Raw genomic sequence first — 19,949 nt, 5'->3', positions numbered from 1 at the left:
AGCCTCCGGCTACTCCTTGCCGCGCAGGGCGGCCGGCGCCCGCGGCGGCATCGATTCCATGGGACGGGCCCTCGAGAGGAGCTCTCTCCGGAGCTCGCTCTGGCGCGCCGGAGAGAGCTCCATGTGGTCCACGATGTAGGGGTGGACCTGGCGGCTCTTGCCCCGGATGCTCAGCGCGCCGGTCGGCTGCGCCGGGACGCAGTCGTCGAGGGTCGCGTACGTCGTCTGGCAGATGATGATCTTGGAGCCGAGCTCCTTGTTGAACTGCTCGAGGCGCGCGGCCGTGTTTACTGTATCTCCGATGCAGGTGTACTCCATGCGCTGGAGCGAGCCGATGTTGCCGGAGATGACGGTGCCGGTCGCGATCCCGACGCCCATCTGGATCTCGCCGCAGCCGAGGAGCTTCCGCTGGTTCATGCGCTCGAGCGCCTGCACCATCTCGATCGCCGCGATCACGGCGCGCTTCGGCGCGTCCTCGACGGAGAGCGGCGCGCCGAACACCGCCATCAGCCCGTCGCCGATGTACTTGTCGAGGGTGCCCCCGTAGCGGAACACGATCTCGACCATCTCCGTGAAGTACTCGTTCAGGAACGAGACCACGGCCTCCGGCTCGACCGACTCGGTGAGCGGGGTGAAGTTGCGGATGTCGGTGAACATCACCGAGACGTGCCGCCGCGTGCCTCCCAGCTTGAGCCGCCTCGGATCGGACAGGACAAAGTCGACGAGATCCTTCGACAGGTACCGGCCGAGCTCCTGCTTTTCGCGCTCGAGCCGGAGGCGGGCCATGGACTCCACCTCGGCCCGCACGACCAGGTTGCGCGACATCCGCGCGATGATGCCGGCGACGACGCCGGGGAGCGCGATGAAGAGGATCTGCTGGCACTGGTCCGCGATGTTGATGGCGTTCTCTCCGTAGACGGACACCGGGCTGATCGGGATCGCGCCGGAGCCGACCGTGACGGCGAGCACGACGGAGTTGAAGAGGGCCGACAGCCCCGCCGAGTACAGGCACGCCGCGAGGCTGTAGCGGAAGCCCGACATCAGGTTCCAGAGCACGTAGACGGTCGCGAGGTAGCTCGTGAAGTACTCGATGATCCCGGAGTGATTCCTCGCGTTCCCCAGGGCCGTGAGCGTCAGGAGCGCGAGGTCGACGAAGATGCTCACGTACTTGAGCCAGCCCGCGTAGACGCCGGGGCGCAGCCGGAAGAACGCGTAGAGCACGAGCGAGTAGGCGAGGTACCCGCCGGTCAGGATCGCGAAGATCTGGTTGGCGGCCGGCGTGTTGATCGTCCACACGTGCATGAGCGTGGCGGCGCTGAGCAGCGCGAACGCGAACCGGATGTGGTTCACGATCTGCTCGCCGCGCATCTCCTGCGCCTCCATGATCCGCACGATCTCGGGCGACTTCTCGATGCTCATGTGCGCCGCTCCCCTCCGCGTCGCAGCCGAGACCGCGCCGCGGCGAGCCCACGCGCGCAGAGCGCGGTCGTCAGCGCTCTGCCCTGGTGGTGCCCCTCGCGACCGCGCTTCATGGGCACCCGGTAAAGCGGCTCCGCTGGCCAGGAGCCGTCCACGAGCTGGCGCTCGCCGAGGTAACGCATCCCTCGATCAAGGAGCAGCGGATCGGGCCGCTCCCTCATCGCGGCCCCCTCGAGGCACGCGGCCGTGCGGAGCGGCGTCCCGGAGCCGCCGTCGAGCCGCTGCGATCGGATCATCCGCGACAGCGTCGCGGCCTCGACCGCCGCGACCTCGCCGGCCCACCGCGCGTCCCCCGCCCTCCCCCGGTAAAGCCGCGCGAAGCGGAGGAACGCGAGGTCCGTGTACGAGGCGTCGTAGAAGCAAGCGCCCTCGAAGCCGCCCTCCGAGGCGGCGTCGAGCACGCGCCGCGCGTTCGCGTCGATGAGCCGCGCGAACCGCTCCGCGTCGAACGAGAGCAGGCCCACGAGCAGGTTCAGCCGGACGGTCGCGCAGTCGTCGCCGGCCCACGCCACGCCCGGCGTGGTCGGCCCCGCGGGCCCGCGGTAGAACCAGGTCGGAACGACGCCGTCCTCACCCACGTTGGCCAGCATGACCTCGATCCACGACTCTGCCCGCTCCTTCGCGGCGCCCGTCTCGGCGACCAGCTCGAGCACAATGCCAAGGAGGTCGGCGTCCGGCGGGACGTCAACGAACGCGGTGAAGTAGCGGAGCTCTCCCGCCGGGATCTCGTCGAGCAACGCCGCGGCGTCGGCGCGGACGTCGCGCCCGACCTCCCCGATCTCGATCAGCGCTCTCAGGATCGTCGCCCGGACGAACCAGTGCCCGACCGGCTGCTCGCTCGACCCGAGCACACCGAAGCGCTGCACTTCCCAGGACTCGCGCCACGGCGCGGCGTCCAGGAGGAACGCGACCGCCGCCTGCAGATCCGCGCGCGCCTCGTCGGGCGGCGCCGGCTCGCCCTGCGCGCGCGGCGGCCCGAGCGCCGCGCCTGGGCCGAGAAGATCGCGGAAAGACATCAGCCCCTCGAAGAAGCGGAGGCGCTCGCCGAGCGCCTCGAGGAATTCGCGCTGCGCCTCGGCGAGGCCGCGCGCGCTCGGGCTCGTCCGAGGAGAGGTGGCCACGACCTCACGTGCGGACGCGAGCGTCTCCCGCATGCGCGCCGCGAGCGCGGCGCGGTACGGGCGGGTCGCGAGCAAGCTGTGGATCTCGCCGCGGCGCACGCGGGACGCGCGCTCGCCCGAGAGCGCGCGGAGCAGCGGAGGAGCGAGCCCCGCGCCGCGCAGCCAGAGCGCGAAGAGCGGCGTGAGCGTCGGCGCTGCGAGATCAGGCGCGATCGGATCGATCCAGAGGCGCACGAGCCCATCCAGCAGCCAGATCGGCTCGGCCACGGCCTCTCCGAAGCGGCGGGCGGGCGCGAGATCGTCGCCTGCGACGAGCGCGGGCGCCGTCCAGAGGGCCACGGCCTCGCGCGCGCCGGCGGCGGTGGGCGCCGCCATGGCGCCGGAGCCGTCGGTCTCGATCACCGGGTTTTCGCGCCACGAAGCCTCCGCCAGGTCGGCCAGGCCCAGGAGCCACCCGTGCGCGCGCGCGTCGTCCGCGTGCTGCGCGAGGAGACGCGCGGCGATCGCGCCCCGCGCGAGCGCGTCAGGAGCGCCTTCGATGCCCCCGGCGGCCACCGCGGCGACCGCCACGGCGGCGTCCGCGGCTGCGTCGCGCGCGGACACCCGCCCGCAGAGCCGCAGCGCCCAGCTGGCCCACGGGACGCTGTACCCGGGCGGCGTGCCCACGCTGCGATCGAGCGCAGGCGCTCCCCACGCCGCTTCACCGCGCTGGAGCGCCCCCTCGGATGACAGATGCGCCGACCAGGCGCGCCCGCACACAGCCCGGTCACCCGGGTCGATCCATGGCCAGGCGGCGGTCACCCCTCCAGCCGGGGACAGCGTCACATACCGACTCCGCCCTCACGCGCCGCGGCCGAGATGGCCGCATCGACCGCTTCGGGCGTCGAGGTCGCGGCATCCCGGATGCGCTGGAGCGTCTCCGCGCCGACGTCGTACCCCTCCGCCTGGATGGTGCGCTCGGGATCGGCAAGGAGCTGCTGGCGGAAGCTCGAATCCACGACGGCACGACCGATGAGCTCTGCCTCTGATTTCTTCGACGTCACGACTCCTCGCTTTCTCGCTCGGAGGCTAGGAGACCTCCAAACGGCGAGCAAGTACAAGCAGGCGCATCCGCGCGTGCTCGCGTCCTCGGGGGGTGTCGCGTCCGCGCACGACACACCGGTTACCGCGGCGCGACGGCGGGCTCGCCGGCGAGCGCGCCGAAGAACGCGAGGAATACCCGCCGCTGGATCGCGACCATGTACTGCTCGCGCTCCCTGCAGAACCGCGCAGCCTCCGGTAGCCCGAGGGCCCCCGCGGCGAGCTCGGCGCGAGCCAGCTCACAACGCGCCTCCTCCAGGATGGCGTCGAAGCCGCCGCGCGCAAACAGCCGCGCGCGCAGGGCCGCGGCGCTGCGCATCTCCTGAGCGCTACAAGGCCCCCTGCCGGAGACGTCGGCCCCCCTCGGCGACGCCGCACCCGCCTCAGCAAGCGCCCAGAGCCGGGAGAGCACATACGTTGTGTTGCCGAACGCACGATCCTTCTCTGCGTGCAGCAGGTCCGCGAACAGCTGATGCGCTGCGACAAGGGCGGAGACGAACTCCTCGAAGGCAGCCAGGTGCTCGGCCTGCGACAGCGCGAACAGGGCCGCCGCTGCCGGGAGCACGAGCGGGCGCGAGCGGGCGAGCACCTGCCGGAACGTGGCGCTGTCCCGCGGGCCTGCGCCACGGTGGAGCCGCCGCTCGAGGAGCATCGCCTCGCCGTACCCGAGCCAGACCTCTTCGAAGAGGTCCCAGAACGCGCTCCCGCCGGGCAGCGAGCGGGCGAGCAACGCCTGATGGCGAGCGAACAACGCCCCGGACAGGAGCACCGTCGCTCCAGGCTCACCGACCCCTTCGTCCAGCAGATCGTCCTCGATCCGGACGTGCAGGTACCCGACCGCTGCCGCCTCGGCGAGGTCGACGGCGAGCGGCGGAAGCGCCGGCGATCCAGCGTCCAGCGCAAGCGCTGACCCGCCAGGACGCATCGCGACCCAGAGCGGCAGATCGAGCACCGGGAGCGCCGTCGGGTGCGAGAAGTAGCCCTCGCCTGGCTCCCCCTCGAACAGCCTGAGGCGCGCGGCGAGCTCATCGAACAGCGCGCCGAGCTCGCTCCCCAGCCGAGCCCGGAACGACGCGAGCCGCCGCAGCACCTCGGCCTCGAGCGCCGCCTCGATGGCGCCTTGCGCGCCCTCGCCTCCCCTTGCGCGGCAGTCTTCGCTCATCCCACCTCCGGACGGCGCTGGCGGCGCCGACTCGGGCGACGCTAGCACGAGCAGCCTCGTCCGAGGGGGCGGGCGCCGCCGACTTTGCCCCGCGCGCCGCCCGTGCGACACTCAGCGACTTCACGAGATCAGAAACCATGATCGATTCCGAGCGTTTCGCTGGGCGTCATGCGGACATCACGACCGACGCGCGCGCTGACGTCCTCGATTTTCGCGACACCCTCTATCGCCCCACGATGGTGGAAGTGCCTCCGATCATGCCCCCGGAGCGCTTCGTGGAGTACGGCGTGCCGGTGCTCGACCAGGGCAAGAACAACGGCTGCACCGGCTTCACGGTCGCCACCGTGGCGCACTACCTGCTGCGCGGGCGCCGGGTCTCGCCGGATCGCAGCCTCGTCAGCCAGAACATGGTGTACACGATGGCGCGCCGCTACGACGAGTACCCCGGCGAGGACGACGCGAGGGGATCCAGCCTGAGGGGCGCCATGAAGGGCTGGCACAAACACGGTATCTGCTCCTACGAGCACTGGCCGTGGGACGCGAACGATCTCCACGGCACGCTCACGCCGGAGCGCGCAGTGGACGGGATGCTCCGGCCGCTCGGCCTGTATCAACGGGTGAACCACAGGGACCTCCCGGCGATGCACAGCGCCCTCGCGGAGGTCGGGATCATCGCGGCCTCGGCGCTGATCCCGTTCAACGGCTGGTATTATGGGACCCAGAGGAACGGCATCATCCCGACGGTCGACAAGACGAACCCCTTCATCGCCCCCTGGGGAGGTCACGCGTTCGCGATCATCGGGTATGACGCGGAGGGCTTCTGGCTCCAGAACTCGTGGGGTGTCGGCTGGGGCAAGGGCGGCTTCGGTCGACTCTGTTACGACGACTGGCTTCAATACGGCTTCGACGCGTGGGTCGGGCGGCTCGGCGTCCCGATCCGCCTGAACCAGGCGCGCTCGCTCCGCCCGCTCACGTCCACCAGCCGGACGTTCGCCAGCCTGCGGCCGCACCTCGTCAGCGTCGACATGCACGGCCAGCTCCAGCAGCGCGGAGCCTACGGCACGTCGTCGGAGGACGTCCGTATCATCATGGAAGAGGATTTCTTGAGCGCGACCGCGACGTGGAAGCGCCGCCGGCTCGTCCTGATCGCGAGCGGCGGGCTGCGCCGGCAGATCGACGCGATCAACCGGATGTCGCGCCTCCGGCCAAAGCTGCTCGGGCACGAGATCTACCCCATCGAGCTCCTCTGGGAGACCGACCATTACCCGCGCCTCCTCGAGATCCTCCATCGCGCCACGGAGGGGCGCCGCCACGACGGCTACGATCCCAGGGCGTTCGGGTTCATGATCGATCGGCGCGACGACGCCCTCGAGCCGCTCGTCCGCCGCATGGGCGGCAAGGCCGAGTGGGACCGCATGAAGCTGGCCGCGGGCGACGCGACGATGGACGCCGACCACGGCGGCCTCCGTGAGATGATCGGCCGCCTCGCGTCGCTGATGGACAGCGATCCGAAGATCGAGCTCCACCTGGTCGCCCATTCGAGCGGCACGTTCCTGCTCGCGCCGCTCGTCCAGCTGGTCACCTCGGAGAAGGGCAAGAAGATCGAGGGCGGCCCGATGCGAGGTCAGCTCGGGCTCGGGCTCCCCATCGAGTCGCTCTCCCTGCTCGCGCCGGCGAGCGCCATCGACGCGTTCCGCGACACGTACATGCCGCCTATCAAGAGCGGCATGGTGCGCCGGTTCGCCCTGTTCACGCTCACGGACGAAGCGGAGCTCCAGGACCACTGCGAGGTGTACGGCAGGTCGCTCCTCTACCTGGTGTCGAACGCTCTCGAGCGGCGCCCGCGGGTGCCCGGCACGAGCGGCGTCCCGCTGCTGGGCATGGAGGCGGGGCTCCTCGATCCCGAGAACGCCGACGTCCTTTCGCTGCTCACGGAGACCAAGGACGACCGGCCCGTCGTGTTTCCGAGGGCGGAGTGGATCAAGGGGCCCAACACGAGGTTGCCTCCCCAGGGCTCCGAGGCGCGGCGGCATGAGGACTTCGAGAACGACATGACCACGTGGAAGTCCGTCATCGCCCGCATCCTCAACCAGCCGTTCGCCGATCACCTGCCGCCCATGTCGGCGCGGGATCCGTGGTGAACGCGCGCCCCTCACCCCTCCGGGCGGCGCCGCTCCGCTGAGCTCAGCCCGCGGAGGGCCGGGGCGCCGAGCCGCCCGGACGCGAGCGGCGGCGCGCTCGCGCCGCTCAGGAGGAGCGCGAACGATGCGCAGATCTCCTCGCCGAAGTTGATCCGGAAGAGGCCCATATCGGGGCGGCTGCGGATATCGCGGATCACGTCGCTGGGATCGCAGACCTGGCGCATCCCGATGAGCAGGGCGTACATCCGGATGAGGGTCGGGCCGCCATGGCCGGGAGCGAGCGACGGCAGGCACCGCTCGAGCAGCACCCCGGTGCGCTCGACGTGACCCAGGAGAGAGAGCTTGAAGCGGAGCGCTGCCTCGTAGCTGACGTTCTGCTCGAGCACGCTGTGGAGGATGCCGAGCAAGCGTGTCATCGCGTCGCGCGCGGCGAGGGTCGTCGACAGGATCGAGGCGACGCTCGCCGAGGCGTCCTCGGCAGACGCCCCGGGCGCGCCGCGGCGGGCCCGCGAGGGCCGGGGGCGCGCCGCGCTCGCGTCACCGCGGGAGGCGCAGAAATGCGTCAGATGGATATCCACATCGTGGAACCACTTCGCGAGCTCTTGATCGACGACCGCGAGAAAGAGCTCCTCTTTCGTGGTGAAGTAGAGGTAGAGCGTGCCCTTGGCGAGCCTGGTGCGCTCGGCGACCTGAGCCATGGTGACCTCGGAATAGGGGGTCTCCTGGAACAGCTGCCAGGCTGCGTCGATGATGAACCGTCGCCGCTCCTCCTTCTGCTCCTCCTTCCTCGCTCTCCGCGTCGAGCTCATAGACTCCCCGGTCTACGATGTCTCCAGAAGCGCCGCAATCCAGACTCAGCGATCACCACACAGCGCGAATTCGAGCCGACGGGCGCGACCAGCGCTCGCAGCGTTCGCTCAGCAGAGCAGCGAAACGCATGTTGCAGCCGCAGTAGCCGCGTTCATCACATTTCGCCGGACACGGTCACACCGAACCCGTGCAGACCAAGGAACATCGGGGCGACGCCCGAACGCGCCACCCACGAGACGGTCCTTGAGAGGGCGCGCGCGACCCGCGCCGGGAGCCAGCCCGAGGCCTCGGGTACGCCGAGAGGCGCCGCGGCGCGCGAGACGCGCGCGACGCGCACGACGCGCGGCGCGGGCAGCGCGAACAGGCCAGCGCCATCGTTGCAGGGCAGCGCGAAGCAGAAAGGAGAAGAGACCACGGTCGCCACCACGACGACCGCCAATCCCCTCATGATCGTCGAACCAGCGCTCACCCCTGCACCCACATCTAACCTAGCGCTGCCACCGGCGATTGTCGTGAGCGGCAGGGCAGCAAAATAATGCTGTCGCTGTCCAACAATGGAAGTTCGACATGGAGAGTCGCCCTTTCTGCGACATCCCACCTACGCCACGGCCGCGCCAAGTCGGGCGCTCCCTGGATCGCGCTGTTTCAGCCGGCGGCCGCCATCGCCAGAGCTTTATGGATCACGCGGAGCGCGACGTCGGTGAGGCCGTAGGCCGGCAGCTCGGGGACGGGCACGAGGGCCACCTCGGAGGCGTCGTCTCCTGGAGAGAGGGCGCCTCCGATCGACTCGCACAGATAATCGAGGATCACATAGTGATAGGGAGTCGCCACGATCTCCACGACCTCCACGAGGGGACCGACGCGGACGTCGAGGCCCGTCTCTTCGCGGATCTCGCGGACAACAGCGTCGGCGAGCCGCTCTCCGGGCTCCACGCGCCCACCCGGAAGCGACCAGGAGCCCTCGAGGGGAGGACGAGCGCGCTTGACGACGAGCACGCGCGGCGCGTGAGGCGCATCCGGCCGGCGATCGATGACGACGGCGCCCACCGCGACGCGCGGGGGCGAGGGGACGCATGCCGGCGCGTCGCTCACGGGGCGGCGGCTTCCGTGCGGCCGGCCTTGCAGCGGACGTCGCCCGGCGTCGCGACCGCGAGGTCGTACTCGCCCAGCGCGAAATCGCCGGGGATCACGACGGCCCCGTCGTACCGGCCGCGGTCGTCGGTCGACAGCGAGCCGACCGTCACGCCCTGCGGCGCCGCGGTCCCCGTCAGGATCACGTCGACGCGGACGTGCCCGCACGGCGCCCCGGCGCTGCTGACCTGTCCCTGGAGGTGGAGGGGAAAGCCGCGGCGGATGTCCTTGTCCAGCGCGGTCACGACGACGTCGGTGCTCTCCGCCGCGCGCTCGGCCGCGTCGCTCGTGGGCGTGGGCGCAGGGGGCGGCGGCACGGCGGCGCCGCTGCTCCCGGCCCCTGGGCCAGCGGGCCCCGGCTGCGCCTGCTCGGCGCGCGTGCGGTCGGCGAGATCCTGGCCCGAGTCGCGCTGCTCCGGCCAGCTGTAGGGATCCGGCGGCGGCACATGCGGCGGGCGGCTCGGATCGACCTCCTGGTCCATGTTGAGGGCGGCCCCCCCGAGGTCGATGCGGTGCCAGAGCGAGCCATCGAAGACCTCGACCCAGGCGTGCGCCTCGTTGACGACCATCCGCGCGGGGATCCCGATGTGCAAGGCCGTGACGAGGAACGCGAAGGCGCGGTGGCGGCAGACGCCTTTTCGCGAGAGCGCGAGATCCAGGTAGATGTCGCCGTTCCCCTTGGGCGGGTCGTCCGACGGGGCGAACGACCGGAAGTACTCGACCATCTTCTGAACGACGTCGCGCGGCCGCATCGCGGACGAGATGCCGATCGCCTGGGCGACCTGCCTGAACGCCGCCTCGTGGGAGGCCTCCTGCGGCCCGCGGAAGGGCTCGAGCTTGCTCCAGCCGACGTCGGCGAACTCGCTGCCGAAGGTCGCGCGGGCGATGGCGAGCTGCACGATGAGCCGGACGCGCGCGCTCTTCGTGCCGCGCACGAACCAGTTGTCGGCGCCGTCACGCAGGACGACGACCGGGGTATCGGGGTTCACGTGCACCCGCACGAGCCGCGTGTCCGGCCCGACCGTCGGGATCCGGACCGGCTCGTTGGGCACGAGATCGACCGCGATGTCCCCGTAGAACGCCTCGTCGCCCGCCGAGACGGAGCTGTCCGCCTTGACGGTCTTCAGGATCCGATCTCGGACGACGAGCGAGTAGTCCGCCCTCACGGCGTCGTACGCTTGCAGCCGCTTGAACGGCGCGGTCGCAGGCGAGAACGGATCGTCGTAGCGCTCGACGTTCGGCCGGCGGGTGTCTCGATCCGGCTCGTAGGACGCGTCGGGGCCGGCGTCGGATCCGACGTTGCTGTAGACCTGCTGCTGGTTCGACGGCGGGCGCTGCGGGTCGGGCGCCGTGGCCAGGCCGCTCGGCGTCTGGATCGCCGCGGGGAGCCCGCCGTCGAGCGTCGTCGTGGCGAGCGACACGTCCTCCGCGGGATCCGGCGCGATGAACTCGTGCAGGAGCGACGCCTGCGCATCGGCGAGCCGCGACACGGCGCAGGCGAGCGCGAACACGAGCAGGCTGCGCGCCGAGCCGCCGAACCGGCGCCTGGACACGGGGACAGCCGGGGGAGCAGCAGGGCGCAGGCGCGCGACCGGAGAGGACATCAGGGGCCTCTTATGAAACCAGAAACCCCGGTGATGTTCCACGGCGGCTGGTCGGTTGCCGCCAGCTACCTGCCCGACGGCCACCTTCGATCGCGCCGGCGGCGTCGACGTCGCCCACGTCGATCACCGGTCAGCGCCGGAACTGCGCGGCGTCGGCGTGCTGGCGCCGCGGGTGCGGGGCGGAGCGCAGCCGGTCGATCGCTTCCGTCGACTCTCCGCGCGCGGTGAGCTCGGCGGCGAGCACGTCGAGGGCGGGCTGGAAGATGTCCGTCCGCGCGAAGCGGCCAGCGCGCCCCCCCGCGAGCCTCGGCAGGACGGCGACGATGCGCCGCATGCCGTCGGCGTAGCGGCGGGAGATGGCCAGCCGGTCGATGAGAGGCTCGAGGAAATCGGCGACCGCCGCCGCGCGGTCGCGGACGCCGTCGCAGGCCTCTTTCATCGGCTCGAGGAGCAACAGCGTCCAGAGGACCGTGTCGTCGAGCGGCCGATCCGCCGCGGTGCGCCGGTCGACGTAGTCGAGCACGCGCCAGAGGCGCTGGCCGGGGCCGTCATCGCCGCGATCGTCGTAGAGCAGCGCCGAGACCTCCGGAAGGAGGACGTCGAGCACCCCGGTCTCCCACGCGAGGTAGATGGTGCGGCGCGCCTGGCCGCCGCGCAGCAGGCGCAGGATCTCCTCCGAGAGTCGCGGGCGCGCCGCGAGCGCGAGCGCGTCCCGGCAGTAGACGACCGCATCGTAGACGTCGGGGGTGATCGCGAAGCCCAGCCGACCGGCGAACTTGAGCGCGCGCAGGATGCGGATCGGATCCTCGCGGAAGCGCGTCTCCGGATCGCCGATCGTGTGGACCACCTGGCGGCGCACGTCCTCCATGCCGCCGACCCAGTCGAGGATCTGCCGCGCCTCCACGTCGTAGAAGAGCGCGTTGATCCGGAAGTCGCGGCGGAGCGCGTCCTCGTGCGCGACGCCGAACGCGTTGTCGCTGCGGATGAGCAGCTCGCTCCCGTCCTCGGAGTCCTCCTTCGGGTTGCGGCGGAAGGTCGCCACCTCGATGACCTTCCCGCCCTGGAAGAGGACGTGCACCAGGCGAAACCGCCGGCCGATGATGCGCGAGTTGCGGAACAGCTCGCGGACCTCCTCCGGCCGCGCGCTGGTGGCGACGTCGAAATCCTTCGGGCGCCGATCCAGCAGCAGATCCCGCACACAGCCGCCTACCAGGTAGGCCTGAAAGCCGTGGCGTACGAGGCGTCGCACGACTTTCTGGACGTCCGGATCGATCCGCGCCTCGTCGAAGACGACCTGGTAGCGCCGCGGGGTGGGGATGTCTTCGTCGACGAGCTCGACGCGGAACGGATCTTCATCGAGGACGCCTGTGTCCGTCGGCATGAGCTCGCCCTCGGGCCCAGCGCGTGGCCCGAAGGCGCTGCGGCTCTCGTACATCGGGAGTTCGGCGTCTTGAAACGCCGCTGTGCCGTTATCAGGTGATGGGGTCGCGCGACCCATAGTCAGCAACCGAGAAAGCGCCAGGCAGAGCCTGGAGGGAGTGGAGGACGACTGGCGCGCGATTCTGGGATTCCAGTACTCGCTGGAGAACCGACCCGCGCAGATGAGGCCCGCGCCCGCGGACCTCCGAACCGCGCCGGCTCGCTCGCCGTGGCCAGTGTCGGCCTGACGAGCGGATCCGGCTGTCGCCCGGAACAAGAGATGGTAACGGCCGTCTAGCAGGGCTTCGCCGTGAGAGCAAAGCCGAGGCGCAGGGAGGCCGACGGAAGCCTCCGGAGCGAGCGGGCTTCACGGTTTGGTGCCCCAGTGCCCGACGCCGGGGGGCGGCGACGCGCCGGCGTCGGGCGGAACGGCGGACGACGTCCCGGCGCGGGCCTCGGGCGTCGCGAGCAGCGCATGCCGCAGCTCCGCCATCGAGGCGAACCGGCCGCGGGGGTCCTTCACGAGCGCCTTGCGCACGACGGCGTCGAGCTCGCGCGAGATGAGCAGCCCCGGGTGTACCCGGTGCAGCGGCGGCGGCGGCTCGCGCCCGTGCTTCTCTGCGATGGCCGGGTACGGGCCCTGAAAGGGGACACGGCCCGCGAGCATCTCGTAGAGCACGATGCCCAGGGAGTAGACGTCGGCGGCGGGCGACGCCGGCGCGCCCTGCGCCTGCTCGGGCGCCATGTACTCCGGCGTCCCCACGACCCGGGGGAGCAGCGCGCCTTCAGCGCCCTGGCCCTGGATGAACGAGAAGCCGAAGTCGAGCAGCTTGACGATCTCGCGCCCGTCCGCCGCGTGCACGAGGAACACGTTCTCCGGCTTCACGTCGCGGTGGATCACCCCGGCGCGGTGGGCGGCGTCGATGCCCGACGCGAGGTCGGCGGCGATCCGGACCGCGCGAGACGGGACGAGCGCTCGGGTGAACGTCAGCGTGTCGGCGAGATCGAGCCCGACGAGCAGCTCCATCGCGAAGCACGGCGCGTCGCCGGCGCGCTCGAGCGCATCGACGCAGAGGACGTTGGGATGACGGACGCGCGACGCCGCGCCGGCCTCTCGCTCGAACCGCGCGACGAGCAGCGGATCGTCGCGGAGCTCTGCCCGGAGGACCTTGACCGCGACGCGCGACGTCGCGGCCTCACGCGGCCTGCCGACGCGATCCGCGAGGTAGACGTGCCCGACCCCGCCGCTGCCGAGCAGCTGCACGACGCGGTACTTGTCGCAGAGGAGCTTGCCCACGAGCGCTTCAGCGGCGACGCGAGCGGAAGGCATGGGATCGATCGTAGCGCAGTCGCGCCTGCCGAAGGGCACGGAGGGCACACGGACGCGACGGCGGCGCAGAAGAGAGCGCTGGCCAGCTTGCGCGCAGCCAGGAGAGGTTCGCGCCCGTACCATCCGGCGGCCGCATCGCGCACCCCGCTGCAGCGCAGCGCTCCGGCCGCGACCGTCTCCACCGACCGGGCCGACGCCACAGGAGGACCGTGGCGCAGCGAGATGACGCGCAAAGTCATCGGTGTGCGCGCAGACCTTGTCGAGCCTGCAGCGGGCGTGGTCAAGGGTCCCGGGGCCAGACGAGCAGCACACCGCCACCGCAGGGTTGCGCCGCCCAGCAGCGCGGCGTGCGCCCCTGGAGCGCGTCGAGCTGCCCTCCCTGAGCGCAGGCGCGCGTGGATCGCTTGAGCGGCGACGAGGAGGCGGCCACGCTAGGCGCCGCATGACCGACGACCGTCGATCCTCCACCCCGAGCACGCTCGACCTCGACGCCGAGCTGGCGCCTGCGGCGACGAGCTCCGCAGAGCCGAGCGCAGCAGCCGCTTCGCACCCGCCCCCGCTGCGATGGCAGAAGAACCTCGCGCTCTTCTGCCTGACGGTCGTCTCGGTGTTCGTCGCCGGCACCCTCTGGGCCCCGATCACGCCGGACGACGACAGCGCGCTCTCGTTCGTGAAGGCGCTGCCGCAGACGTGGCCGTTCGCGGTGCCGTTCCTGTCGATCCTGCTGGCGCACGAGTTCGGGCACTACTTCGCGGCGCGCGCGCACGGGGTGGAGGCGTCGCTCCCCTACTTCATCCCGCTCCCTGTGGTGAGCCCGCTCGGCACGATGGGTGCGGTGATCTCGATGAAGGGCAGGATCAAGTCGCGGAACGCCCTGCTCGACATCGGCGCCTCCGGCCCGCTGGCCGGCCTCGCGGTGGCGCTCCCCGTCCTCTTCGTGGGCCTCATGCACTCGGAGGTGCACGCGAGCTCCGGACCTGCGCTGCAGGAGGGGCGCAGCCTCCTGTATCTCCTGCTGAGGCGGCTCGCGGTCGGCCCGATCCCAGAGACCCATGACGTCTTCCTCGGCCCCACGGCGATGGCGGGGTGGGCCGGGCTGCTCATCACGGCGTTCAACCTCTTCCCCGTCGGCCAGCTCGACGGAGGGCACGTCGCGTACGCGTTGTTCGGCAAAGAGCAGGACCGCTACAGCCGCGCCGCGCACTTCCTGATGCTCGCGCTCTTCGTCGGCAACGTCGCCTATTTCACGCGGCACTTCATCGCGGAGGGGCTGTCCGACGCGCTCATCTCCGCGGTCGCGAACGGGATGCCTTGGCTCACGTGGTTCGGCCTGGTCCACCTGATGTTGCACGTCGGTGGGCGAGAGCACCCTCCCACGGAGGCCGGCGAGCTGTCGCCGGCGCGCAAGGTGATCGCGGTGGTGACGCTGCTCCTGTTCGTGCTGCTGCTGATGCCGACCCCGTTCGGCACCTACTGAGCGCGCGGGCGCTCAGGGTTTCGAGGCGCCAAACTTCGCCCGGAGCGCGTCGCAGACGGCGGCGGGCGCGTAGTGGCTGACATCGCCGCCGTGGCTCGCGATCTCGCGCACGAGCGACGCGGAGACGAAGCCGTAGTGGGTGCGCGTCGGCAAGAAGACGGTATCGACACCGGGGAGCATGTCCGCGTTCGCGTGGGCGATCTGCAGCTCGTACTCGAAGTCGGTCGCCGCGCGCAGGCCGCGGACGATCACCCGCGCGCCGACGCGCTGGCAGTACTGGATGAGGAGCCCCTCGAACGAGTCGATCCGCGCGTTCGTCACCTCGCTCGTGGTCTGGCGCAGCAGCTCCAGCCGCTCCGAGTACGTGAACAGCGGGTGCTTCGTCGGATGCCGGCCGACGGCGATGATCACCTCACCGAACAGCTTCGACGCCCGCTGGATCAGATCGAGGTGACCGAACGTGATCGGATCGAAGCTCCCCGCGTAAACTGCCAACAGATCCTTGGACATCGCGCTCACTGGTCCGGCGTCCGCTTGGGAGCGCCCGCGGGCGGCGCCGACTTCGGAGCGGCCGCAGGCGGAGCCGACTTCGGAGCGGCCGCGGGGGGGGTCAGCGGCTGGAGCGCGGGCCCCTGGGGCGCAGGTGAGCCGGGCGCGCCTGCTGGACCGGCGCCCTCTGCTGGCGGCGCGGCGGGAGCCTGCCCTTCGTTGACGGGCGCCGGCGCGCTGCCCCGGAGCACCTTGTTCACCGCGGTGTCGTCCTCGATCCACATGAGCCGACCGCCGTCGCCGAAGGTGACGCGGAAGTAGGCGAGCAGCCCTGCCCCGATCACGCCGTCCAGATCGAGCTGGAGCTGCTTCTCGACCGCCTGGAGCGGCGCCCCGTACACGCCCGGGACCTTGGGGATCTCCAGCGCGCCCAGCCGCAGCATCGGCACGACGCCCTGCTTCAGCTTCTGCTCCGGATCCTGCTCGACCCGCTTCAACCCATCGGCCTCGAAGCCGGCTTTCTTCCAGCCTTCCTTGTCGAGCGCGATCGGGAACGTCATCGACGTGTCGATGAGCAGCGGCCCCTGCACCGACTTGTCGGGGCCGAGGCTGCTCCGCAGCACCATGCCGCCGCCCTTGATGAAGGCGACGTCGACGCGCGTCGCGTCGGGCGGCGCCGGCGGGGAGAAGCTGCGCACGACGAACTGCCAGCCGCTGTAGTCGATGGTCGCGTTGAGGCGGCGGAGCAGGTTCACCCCGAGCAGCGCCTTGACCGGCGCGCCGATCTGCTTCGAGACGCCCGACAGGTCCTGCGTGAGGGCGGGCACGTCGTTGATCTCGAGCTTCTTGCCGAAGCGGAGGGAGACCCAGCTCGGCTCCTTGCGCGTGCTGCTGTCGAGGACCACCTCGCCCGTGCCGGTCGACACCATCGCGAGCGCCGACTCGCCGTCGATCTCGAGCGGGACGACGAAGAACGGGGCCGCGGGGCTGACGTGCTGCATCTCGATCGCCGCGAGGAGCGCGCCCGAGACCGTGAACGGCGCGCGCCCCGCGCCGCGCCTCGCCAGCTTGGCGATCGACTTCGCCCACTCGTCGACGATATCGGGATCGTCGAGCATCGCCTCGAGCTCGTCGGCGGCGGCGTCGAGATCGCCCTTGTACCAGAGCGCGCGCCCGCGGAGCCCTGCGGCCTCGGAGCCGGCGACGCCCTTGAGGAGGCGCAGCGCCTCGGCGTAATCGAGCCGGGCCAGCGCGATGCGCCCCGCGAGCAGCCGGGCCTCGGTGTCGGTCGGGACGATCGTCAGCGCCCTCGAGACCGCATCGCGCGCGTTCTCGACGTCGGCGGACTGGAACTCCTGTCGAGCGCGGGCGAGCCATTTCTCGGCCGCCGGCGGGCGGGCGGACTCCGGGCCGATCATGCTCGAGCACGAGGCGAGGAAGGTCGCGGTCAGGAGGCCGCCGAGGCGGACGGCGAGGGAGCTTCTCGTCGGCGAGGTTCGGTTCGAGTGGATTCGCACGTGGATCTCAGGCCCTTTGCGGCACACCGTCCGGCCCGAGCTCTCCCGGCGAAATCGGCTCGATCGCCAGGATGCGATCGGCCCGTAGCTCGCGACGGCTGCGCGACGGGAGCAGATAGCCGAGAACCCGGGGTGGGTCGAGGTCCGTTCGCACCCCCGTTACGCACACGACGAGCTCCTCCGGCCCCCGGCGCGCCGGACGGTACCTCACGCGCACGATGGCGGCATGCTCGGCCGCGCGCACCGCCGCTGCCACCAGCGCCGGGCGGGCGTGGCGCTCGCCGATCCGGACGTGCCACAGGTCGCGCGGCGTCCGCGGCGCGAGGACCTCCACGATCTTGCGGAACACGGCGCGCAGGGCATGGACGTCGTCTTCGGCGCGGTGAGCGCGCTCGCGGTGCACGCCGAGCTCCCTGCAGAGGGAGGCGAGGCTGTGGCTCGGCAGGGCGAAGGCCCGGCGGGAGAGGACGAGCGTGTCGAGGCAGTACGGGAGGCGCCTCGCCCTGCCCGCCCGCGCAAACTCGGCCTCGAGGAACGCCACGTCCCATGCGGCCGCGTGCGCGACGAGCACCGCGCCCTCCGTGACCTGGTCGATGCGATCGCAGAGCTCGGCGAACGTGGGCGCGCTCGCGAGCTCCCGCGGATCGATGCCGTGCACGTGCGCGTTGCCGAACACGCCCGGCTCGGGCCGCACGAGCGACGTGATCGCGTCCTCGCACGCATCCCCCCGCGTCCGCTCGGCGCAGACCTCGATCACGCGATCGCTCTCGGGGCGGAGGCCCGTCATCTCGAGATCGAGGAACACGAGCGGCGCGCTCTCGATCGGATCATCCCAGGGCGAGCCGGCAGGGGGCTCCGCGCCGGTCGCCCGCTCGGGCCCCACCCCTTCGCGCTGCTCCGTCATCCGACCTGCTTCCCCACCACGGCGGCTCGACCCAGGAGACGACCGTCCCTCGACATGGACGCGTCTTAGCGAATACGGCGCCCGATCGAAAGCGCTCCGCGCGGAGCGTCGAGCGCGGCGCGCCCGGCCCGTGACGTCCGGGCTCCGGCGCGCAGCCCGAGCTTCGACAGGGCGGGCGCGGGGGGTCCGAGGCGATGCCCTGACGGCGCAGGGCGCGGCGTCGCGCCGGATCCGCCGCACGGCAATGGCAGAGATCCAGCAGAAACGCCGCCCTGCAGCGCCGGATGTTCACCGGAGCTTTCGTTGCTACACTGCCCAGCGTGCCGGACGGGGTAGCTACAGTCCCGGGGGGCTCTCCTCACGAGGAGCTCGATCTCGGCGACGGTTTTTCGGGGTTCCGCTGCGAGCGTAGGACCGAGCCGCTCGATCTCCCGGTCCTCGTGGTGAACCGCTTCTTCCAACCTGTGCAGATCACGACCGCGCGTCGCGCTTTCCTGCTGCTCTTCGGCGGGGCTGCCCTCGCCGTCGACGAGGTCGGCGATCTCCACGATTTCTCGGCGTGGCGGAGCTTGCCGGTGCGCGAGAAGGACGATGGCCTCCCCGTGGTCGGCGGCTCGCTCCGCGTGCCGCGCGTTCTCCACCTCCGCCGGTACGACCGCATGCGGCGCCCGACGATCCGGCTGACGCGGAAGAACGTGATGCTCCGCGACACGCACCAGTGCCAATACTGTGCGCGCCGCCCGCCCGTCCGCGATCTCAACATCGACCACGTGCTCCCCCGGTCGCGCGGCGGCGAGGACACCTGGGAGAACCTCGTGACCGCGTGCCGCACGTGCAACCTCCGCAAGGGCTGGCGCACGCCGGACGAGGCCAGCATGCGGCTCATCCGCCAGCCTCTGCCGCCCCGGTGGTCAGCGACGATGCAGATCCTGATCGGCTTGCCGCATTCGTTCGACGAGTGGAGCCCCTTCCTGAGGGCCGGCTGACGGGCTCCCCCGTGGGTCTCTCCTCGGCGCCGAAGGCAGGCGCCGACGAGCCGATCGTTCACGGCGCCACGGTCACTCGCCCTTGCTCGTCGCAGTAGGCGATCGCTCTCCACCCCTCCTCGGTGCAGAGGAAGAAGTCGACGCAGCCGGTCCAGCACGCGGTGTCCACGCAGGTCTCCGCGGCATCCGCCGGGCAGTCCGGCTGCTGCAGGGCGGGCGAGCAGCCCGCGGCCTCGCCGCTGCGATCGAGCGTCACGACCTCGCACGCGCCGGGGCCGCCACCCGCGCCCCCGTCCCCGGCAGGCTCACCGGCGGAATCGCAGCTCGCGGCCTCCGTCCAGGCCCCCTCGAGGCAGTCGTAGAGCGCACGACACGCGGCATCGTCGCAGGTGCCCCCCCGACCGACCGGGCACCCTCCCTGGGGGATCTGGCCGCACAGCTGCGGCTCCGCGATGGGATCGCAGCCTGCCGGCGCGAGGGCGGCGACGGCGGCGGCCGCGATGAAGCACAGCGGGATCTTCAAGACGGCCGTCGAGGAGAGCTCGGATTGCCGGCGCGGGGGGAGAAAAACGCAAGGCGCCTCGCCTCCGCTCAGCCGAACCGTTTAGTATGCGCGCCATGCGTCCCTGCGCCACCGCCAGCGCCGTGTTCACCGGAGTCCTCCTCGCCGCGGCCCTGTTCGCGGCCTGCTCGAGCGGCGCCGCGCCGCCGCCTTCGCCGCCTGACAGCGCGCCGCTCGGCGCTTCACCGCCGCCTGCCTCGCAGCCGACGTCCCCTGGCGCCGCGGACCCGGGCGCCACGGCCGCTGGCGCCGCGGACCCGGGCGCCGCCGCGCCCGCGCATCCGGACCGGCCTGCGAGCCGCAAGAAGGCCCCCGAGACGGTCGAGGACTGCAAGGTCATCGCCTCCGAGATCACGAACGATCCGCCGGACGGCGGGGTCGTGATGAACAACGCGACGACCTCCGCCGACGCCGGATCGAGCGATCGCCTGCAGCCGCTCGTCGACGCGATCAAGGCGAGGCGCGACGGCTTCCGCTGCTGCTTCGATCTCTACGCCCGCAAGCACCCGGGCGCGCAGGGCAGGATCACGTGGCAGCTCAAGCTGAAGCCCGACGGGACGTTCGAGGAGGCGAGCATCGTGCGCGACAAGAGCGACGTGACGGCGCCGCAGGTCGAGTCCTGCATGGAGGAGCTCGCGAAGTCGATCACCTGGGCGCGCTCGCCGAGCGGCAAGGAGACCGTGCTGACCTACCCCTTCGACTTCAAGCGACGCAACTACTAGCAGCGCGCCGCCTGG

At 71.4% G+C, this 19,949-nt stretch carries 18 protein-coding genes; 4 read left to right on the top strand and 14 right to left on the bottom strand.

Annotated elements, in window-relative coordinates:
- Positions 1 to 9: 9 nt before the first annotated feature.
- From WMF46_RS09470 to WMF46_RS09455, 4 genes are all read right to left on the bottom strand, one after another.
- Positions 10 to 1,419, bottom strand: coding sequence for an adenylate/guanylate cyclase domain-containing protein (locus WMF46_RS09470; RefSeq protein ID WP_437985316.1), 1,410 nt, complete (start codon positions 1,417 to 1,419; stop codon positions 10 to 12).
- A complete protein-coding gene (locus WMF46_RS09465; RefSeq protein WP_437985315.1) occupies positions 1,416 to 3,425 on the bottom strand; it encodes a hypothetical protein in 2,010 nt (669 codons plus the stop codon). Before WMF46_RS09465 ends, WMF46_RS09470 begins: the two co-directional genes overlap by 4 nt.
- A complete protein-coding gene (locus tag WMF46_RS09460) occupies positions 3,422 to 3,643 on the bottom strand; it encodes a Franean1_4349 family RiPP (protein WP_437534351.1) in 222 nt (73 codons plus the stop codon). Before WMF46_RS09460 ends, WMF46_RS09465 begins: the two co-directional genes overlap by 4 nt.
- 119 nt (positions 3,644 to 3,762) lie before the next feature.
- On the bottom strand, positions 3,763 to 4,842 hold the full coding sequence (locus tag WMF46_RS09455; RefSeq protein WP_437985314.1) for a geranylgeranyl pyrophosphate synthase: 1,080 nt from the start codon (positions 4,840 to 4,842) through the stop codon (positions 3,763 to 3,765).
- Between the two features lie 137 nt (positions 4,843 to 4,979).
- On the opposite strand from WMF46_RS09455, the gene WMF46_RS09450 reads away from it, so the two are divergent.
- Complete coding sequence (locus WMF46_RS09450; protein ID WP_437985313.1) at positions 4,980 to 6,983, top strand: C1 family peptidase; 2,004 nt, start codon at positions 4,980 to 4,982, stop codon at positions 6,981 to 6,983.
- 11 nt (positions 6,984 to 6,994) lie between these two features.
- Here the strand turns inward: WMF46_RS09450 and WMF46_RS09445 are convergent, their stop codons facing one another.
- The 6 genes from WMF46_RS09445 to WMF46_RS09420 all read right to left on the bottom strand — a co-directional run bounded on the left by WMF46_RS09445 (position 6,995) and on the right by WMF46_RS09420 (position 13,277).
- Positions 6,995 to 7,792 carry a TetR/AcrR family transcriptional regulator gene (locus WMF46_RS09445; RefSeq protein WP_437985312.1) on the bottom strand — a complete coding sequence of 266 codons (798 nt, stop codon included), beginning with the start codon at positions 7,790 to 7,792 and terminating at the stop codon, positions 6,995 to 6,997.
- A gap of 155 nt (positions 7,793 to 7,947) precedes the next feature.
- Complete coding sequence (locus WMF46_RS09440) at positions 7,948 to 8,241, bottom strand: hypothetical protein (RefSeq protein ID WP_437985311.1); 294 nt, start codon at positions 8,239 to 8,241, stop codon at positions 7,948 to 7,950.
- A gap of 197 nt (positions 8,242 to 8,438) precedes the next feature.
- Positions 8,439 to 8,885: an NUDIX hydrolase gene (locus WMF46_RS09435; RefSeq protein ID WP_437985310.1), complete on the bottom strand. Its 447-nt coding sequence runs from the start codon at positions 8,883 to 8,885 to the stop codon at positions 8,439 to 8,441.
- A complete protein-coding gene (locus WMF46_RS09430) occupies positions 8,882 to 10,528 on the bottom strand; it encodes a transglutaminase-like domain-containing protein (protein WP_437985309.1) in 1,647 nt (548 codons plus the stop codon). Before WMF46_RS09430 ends, WMF46_RS09435 begins: the two co-directional genes overlap by 4 nt.
- Before the next feature lie 130 nt (positions 10,529 to 10,658).
- A complete protein-coding gene (pcnB, locus tag WMF46_RS09425; RefSeq protein WP_437985308.1) occupies positions 10,659 to 11,909 on the bottom strand; it encodes a polynucleotide adenylyltransferase PcnB in 1,251 nt (416 codons plus the stop codon).
- A gap of 405 nt (positions 11,910 to 12,314) precedes the next feature.
- Entirely contained in the window at positions 12,315 to 13,277 is a 963-nt protein-coding gene (locus WMF46_RS09420; protein WP_437985307.1) for a serine/threonine-protein kinase, read from the bottom strand.
- Between the two features lie 442 nt (positions 13,278 to 13,719).
- Between WMF46_RS09420 and WMF46_RS09415 the strand changes: the two genes are divergently transcribed.
- Positions 13,720 to 14,754, top strand: a complete 1,035-nt coding sequence (locus tag WMF46_RS09415; RefSeq protein ID WP_437985306.1) for a site-2 protease family protein — start codon at positions 13,720 to 13,722, stop codon at positions 14,752 to 14,754.
- Between the two features lie 12 nt (positions 14,755 to 14,766).
- Here WMF46_RS09415 and coaD read toward each other — a convergent pair whose 3' ends face one another.
- The 3 genes from coaD to WMF46_RS09400 are packed head-to-tail and all read right to left on the bottom strand — an operon-like array spanning position 14,767 to position 17,664.
- On the bottom strand, positions 14,767 to 15,264 hold the full coding sequence (gene coaD / locus WMF46_RS09410; RefSeq protein ID WP_437985305.1) for a pantetheine-phosphate adenylyltransferase: 498 nt from the start codon (positions 15,262 to 15,264) through the stop codon (positions 14,767 to 14,769).
- A 5-nt stretch (positions 15,265 to 15,269) separates the two neighbouring features.
- Positions 15,270 to 16,760, bottom strand: coding sequence for a tetratricopeptide repeat protein (locus WMF46_RS09405; RefSeq protein ID WP_437985304.1), 1,491 nt, complete (start codon positions 16,758 to 16,760; stop codon positions 15,270 to 15,272).
- Positions 16,761 to 16,767: 7 nt separating this feature from the next.
- Positions 16,768 to 17,664: a 3'-5' exonuclease gene (locus WMF46_RS09400; RefSeq protein ID WP_437985303.1), complete on the bottom strand. Its 897-nt coding sequence runs from the start codon at positions 17,662 to 17,664 to the stop codon at positions 16,768 to 16,770.
- A 284-nt stretch (positions 17,665 to 17,948) separates the two neighbouring features.
- Here WMF46_RS09400 and WMF46_RS09395 point away from each other — a divergent pair, with 284 nt between their 5' ends.
- Positions 17,949 to 18,650: an HNH endonuclease gene (locus WMF46_RS09395; RefSeq protein WP_437977250.1), complete on the top strand. Its 702-nt coding sequence runs from the start codon at positions 17,949 to 17,951 to the stop codon at positions 18,648 to 18,650.
- A 58-nt stretch (positions 18,651 to 18,708) separates the two neighbouring features.
- On the opposite strand, the gene WMF46_RS09390 is transcribed toward WMF46_RS09395, so the two are convergent.
- Positions 18,709 to 19,173 carry a hypothetical protein gene (locus WMF46_RS09390; RefSeq protein WP_437985302.1) on the bottom strand — a complete coding sequence of 155 codons (465 nt, stop codon included), beginning with the start codon at positions 19,171 to 19,173 and terminating at the stop codon, positions 18,709 to 18,711.
- Positions 19,174 to 19,268: 95 nt separating this feature from the next.
- Here WMF46_RS09390 and WMF46_RS09385 point away from each other — a divergent pair, with 95 nt between their 5' ends.
- Positions 19,269 to 19,934: an AgmX/PglI C-terminal domain-containing protein gene (locus WMF46_RS09385; RefSeq protein WP_437985301.1), complete on the top strand. Its 666-nt coding sequence runs from the start codon at positions 19,269 to 19,271 to the stop codon at positions 19,932 to 19,934.
- The last annotated feature ends 15 nt before the right edge of the window (positions 19,935 to 19,949 follow it).

Origin of the sequence: Sorangium sp. So ce117 (assembly GCF_051524395.1) — a bacterium.
GTDB classification, from domain to species: domain Bacteria; phylum Myxococcota_A; class Polyangia; order Polyangiales; family Polyangiaceae; genus Sorangium; species Sorangium cellulosum_B.
This window is presented reverse-complemented; position numbering and strand designations above follow the sequence as displayed.

Coding starts and splice junctions, on each gene's coding strand:
- pcnB (WP_437985308.1), bottom strand. CDS start 11,909: ATGCCGACGGACACAGGCGTCCTCGATGAAGATCCGTTCCGCGTCGAG.
- WMF46_RS09400 (WP_437985303.1), bottom strand. CDS start 17,664: ATGACGGAGCAGCGCGAAGGGGTGGGGCCCGAGCGGGCGACCGGCGCG.
- WMF46_RS09450 (WP_437985313.1), top strand. CDS start 4,980: ATGATCGATTCCGAGCGTTTCGCTGGGCGTCATGCGGACATCACGACC.
- WMF46_RS09430 (WP_437985309.1), bottom strand. CDS start 10,528: ATGTCCTCTCCGGTCGCGCGCCTGCGCCCTGCTGCTCCCCCGGCTGTC.
- WMF46_RS09470 (WP_437985316.1), bottom strand. CDS start 1,419: ATGAGCATCGAGAAGTCGCCCGAGATCGTGCGGATCATGGAGGCGCAG.
- WMF46_RS09395 (WP_437977250.1), top strand. CDS start 17,949: ATGTTCACCGGAGCTTTCGTTGCTACACTGCCCAGCGTGCCGGACGGG.
- WMF46_RS09440 (WP_437985311.1), bottom strand. CDS start 8,241: ATGAGGGGATTGGCGGTCGTCGTGGTGGCGACCGTGGTCTCTTCTCCT.
- coaD (WP_437985305.1), bottom strand. CDS start 15,264: ATGTCCAAGGATCTGTTGGCAGTTTACGCGGGGAGCTTCGATCCGATC.
- WMF46_RS09455 (WP_437985314.1), bottom strand. CDS start 4,842: ATGAGCGAAGACTGCCGCGCAAGGGGAGGCGAGGGCGCGCAAGGCGCC.
- WMF46_RS09420 (WP_437985307.1), bottom strand. CDS start 13,277: ATGCCTTCCGCTCGCGTCGCCGCTGAAGCGCTCGTGGGCAAGCTCCTC.
- WMF46_RS09385 (WP_437985301.1), top strand. CDS start 19,269: ATGCGTCCCTGCGCCACCGCCAGCGCCGTGTTCACCGGAGTCCTCCTC.
- WMF46_RS09445 (WP_437985312.1), bottom strand. CDS start 7,792: ATGAGCTCGACGCGGAGAGCGAGGAAGGAGGAGCAGAAGGAGGAGCGG.
- WMF46_RS09415 (WP_437985306.1), top strand. CDS start 13,720: ATGACCGACGACCGTCGATCCTCCACCCCGAGCACGCTCGACCTCGAC.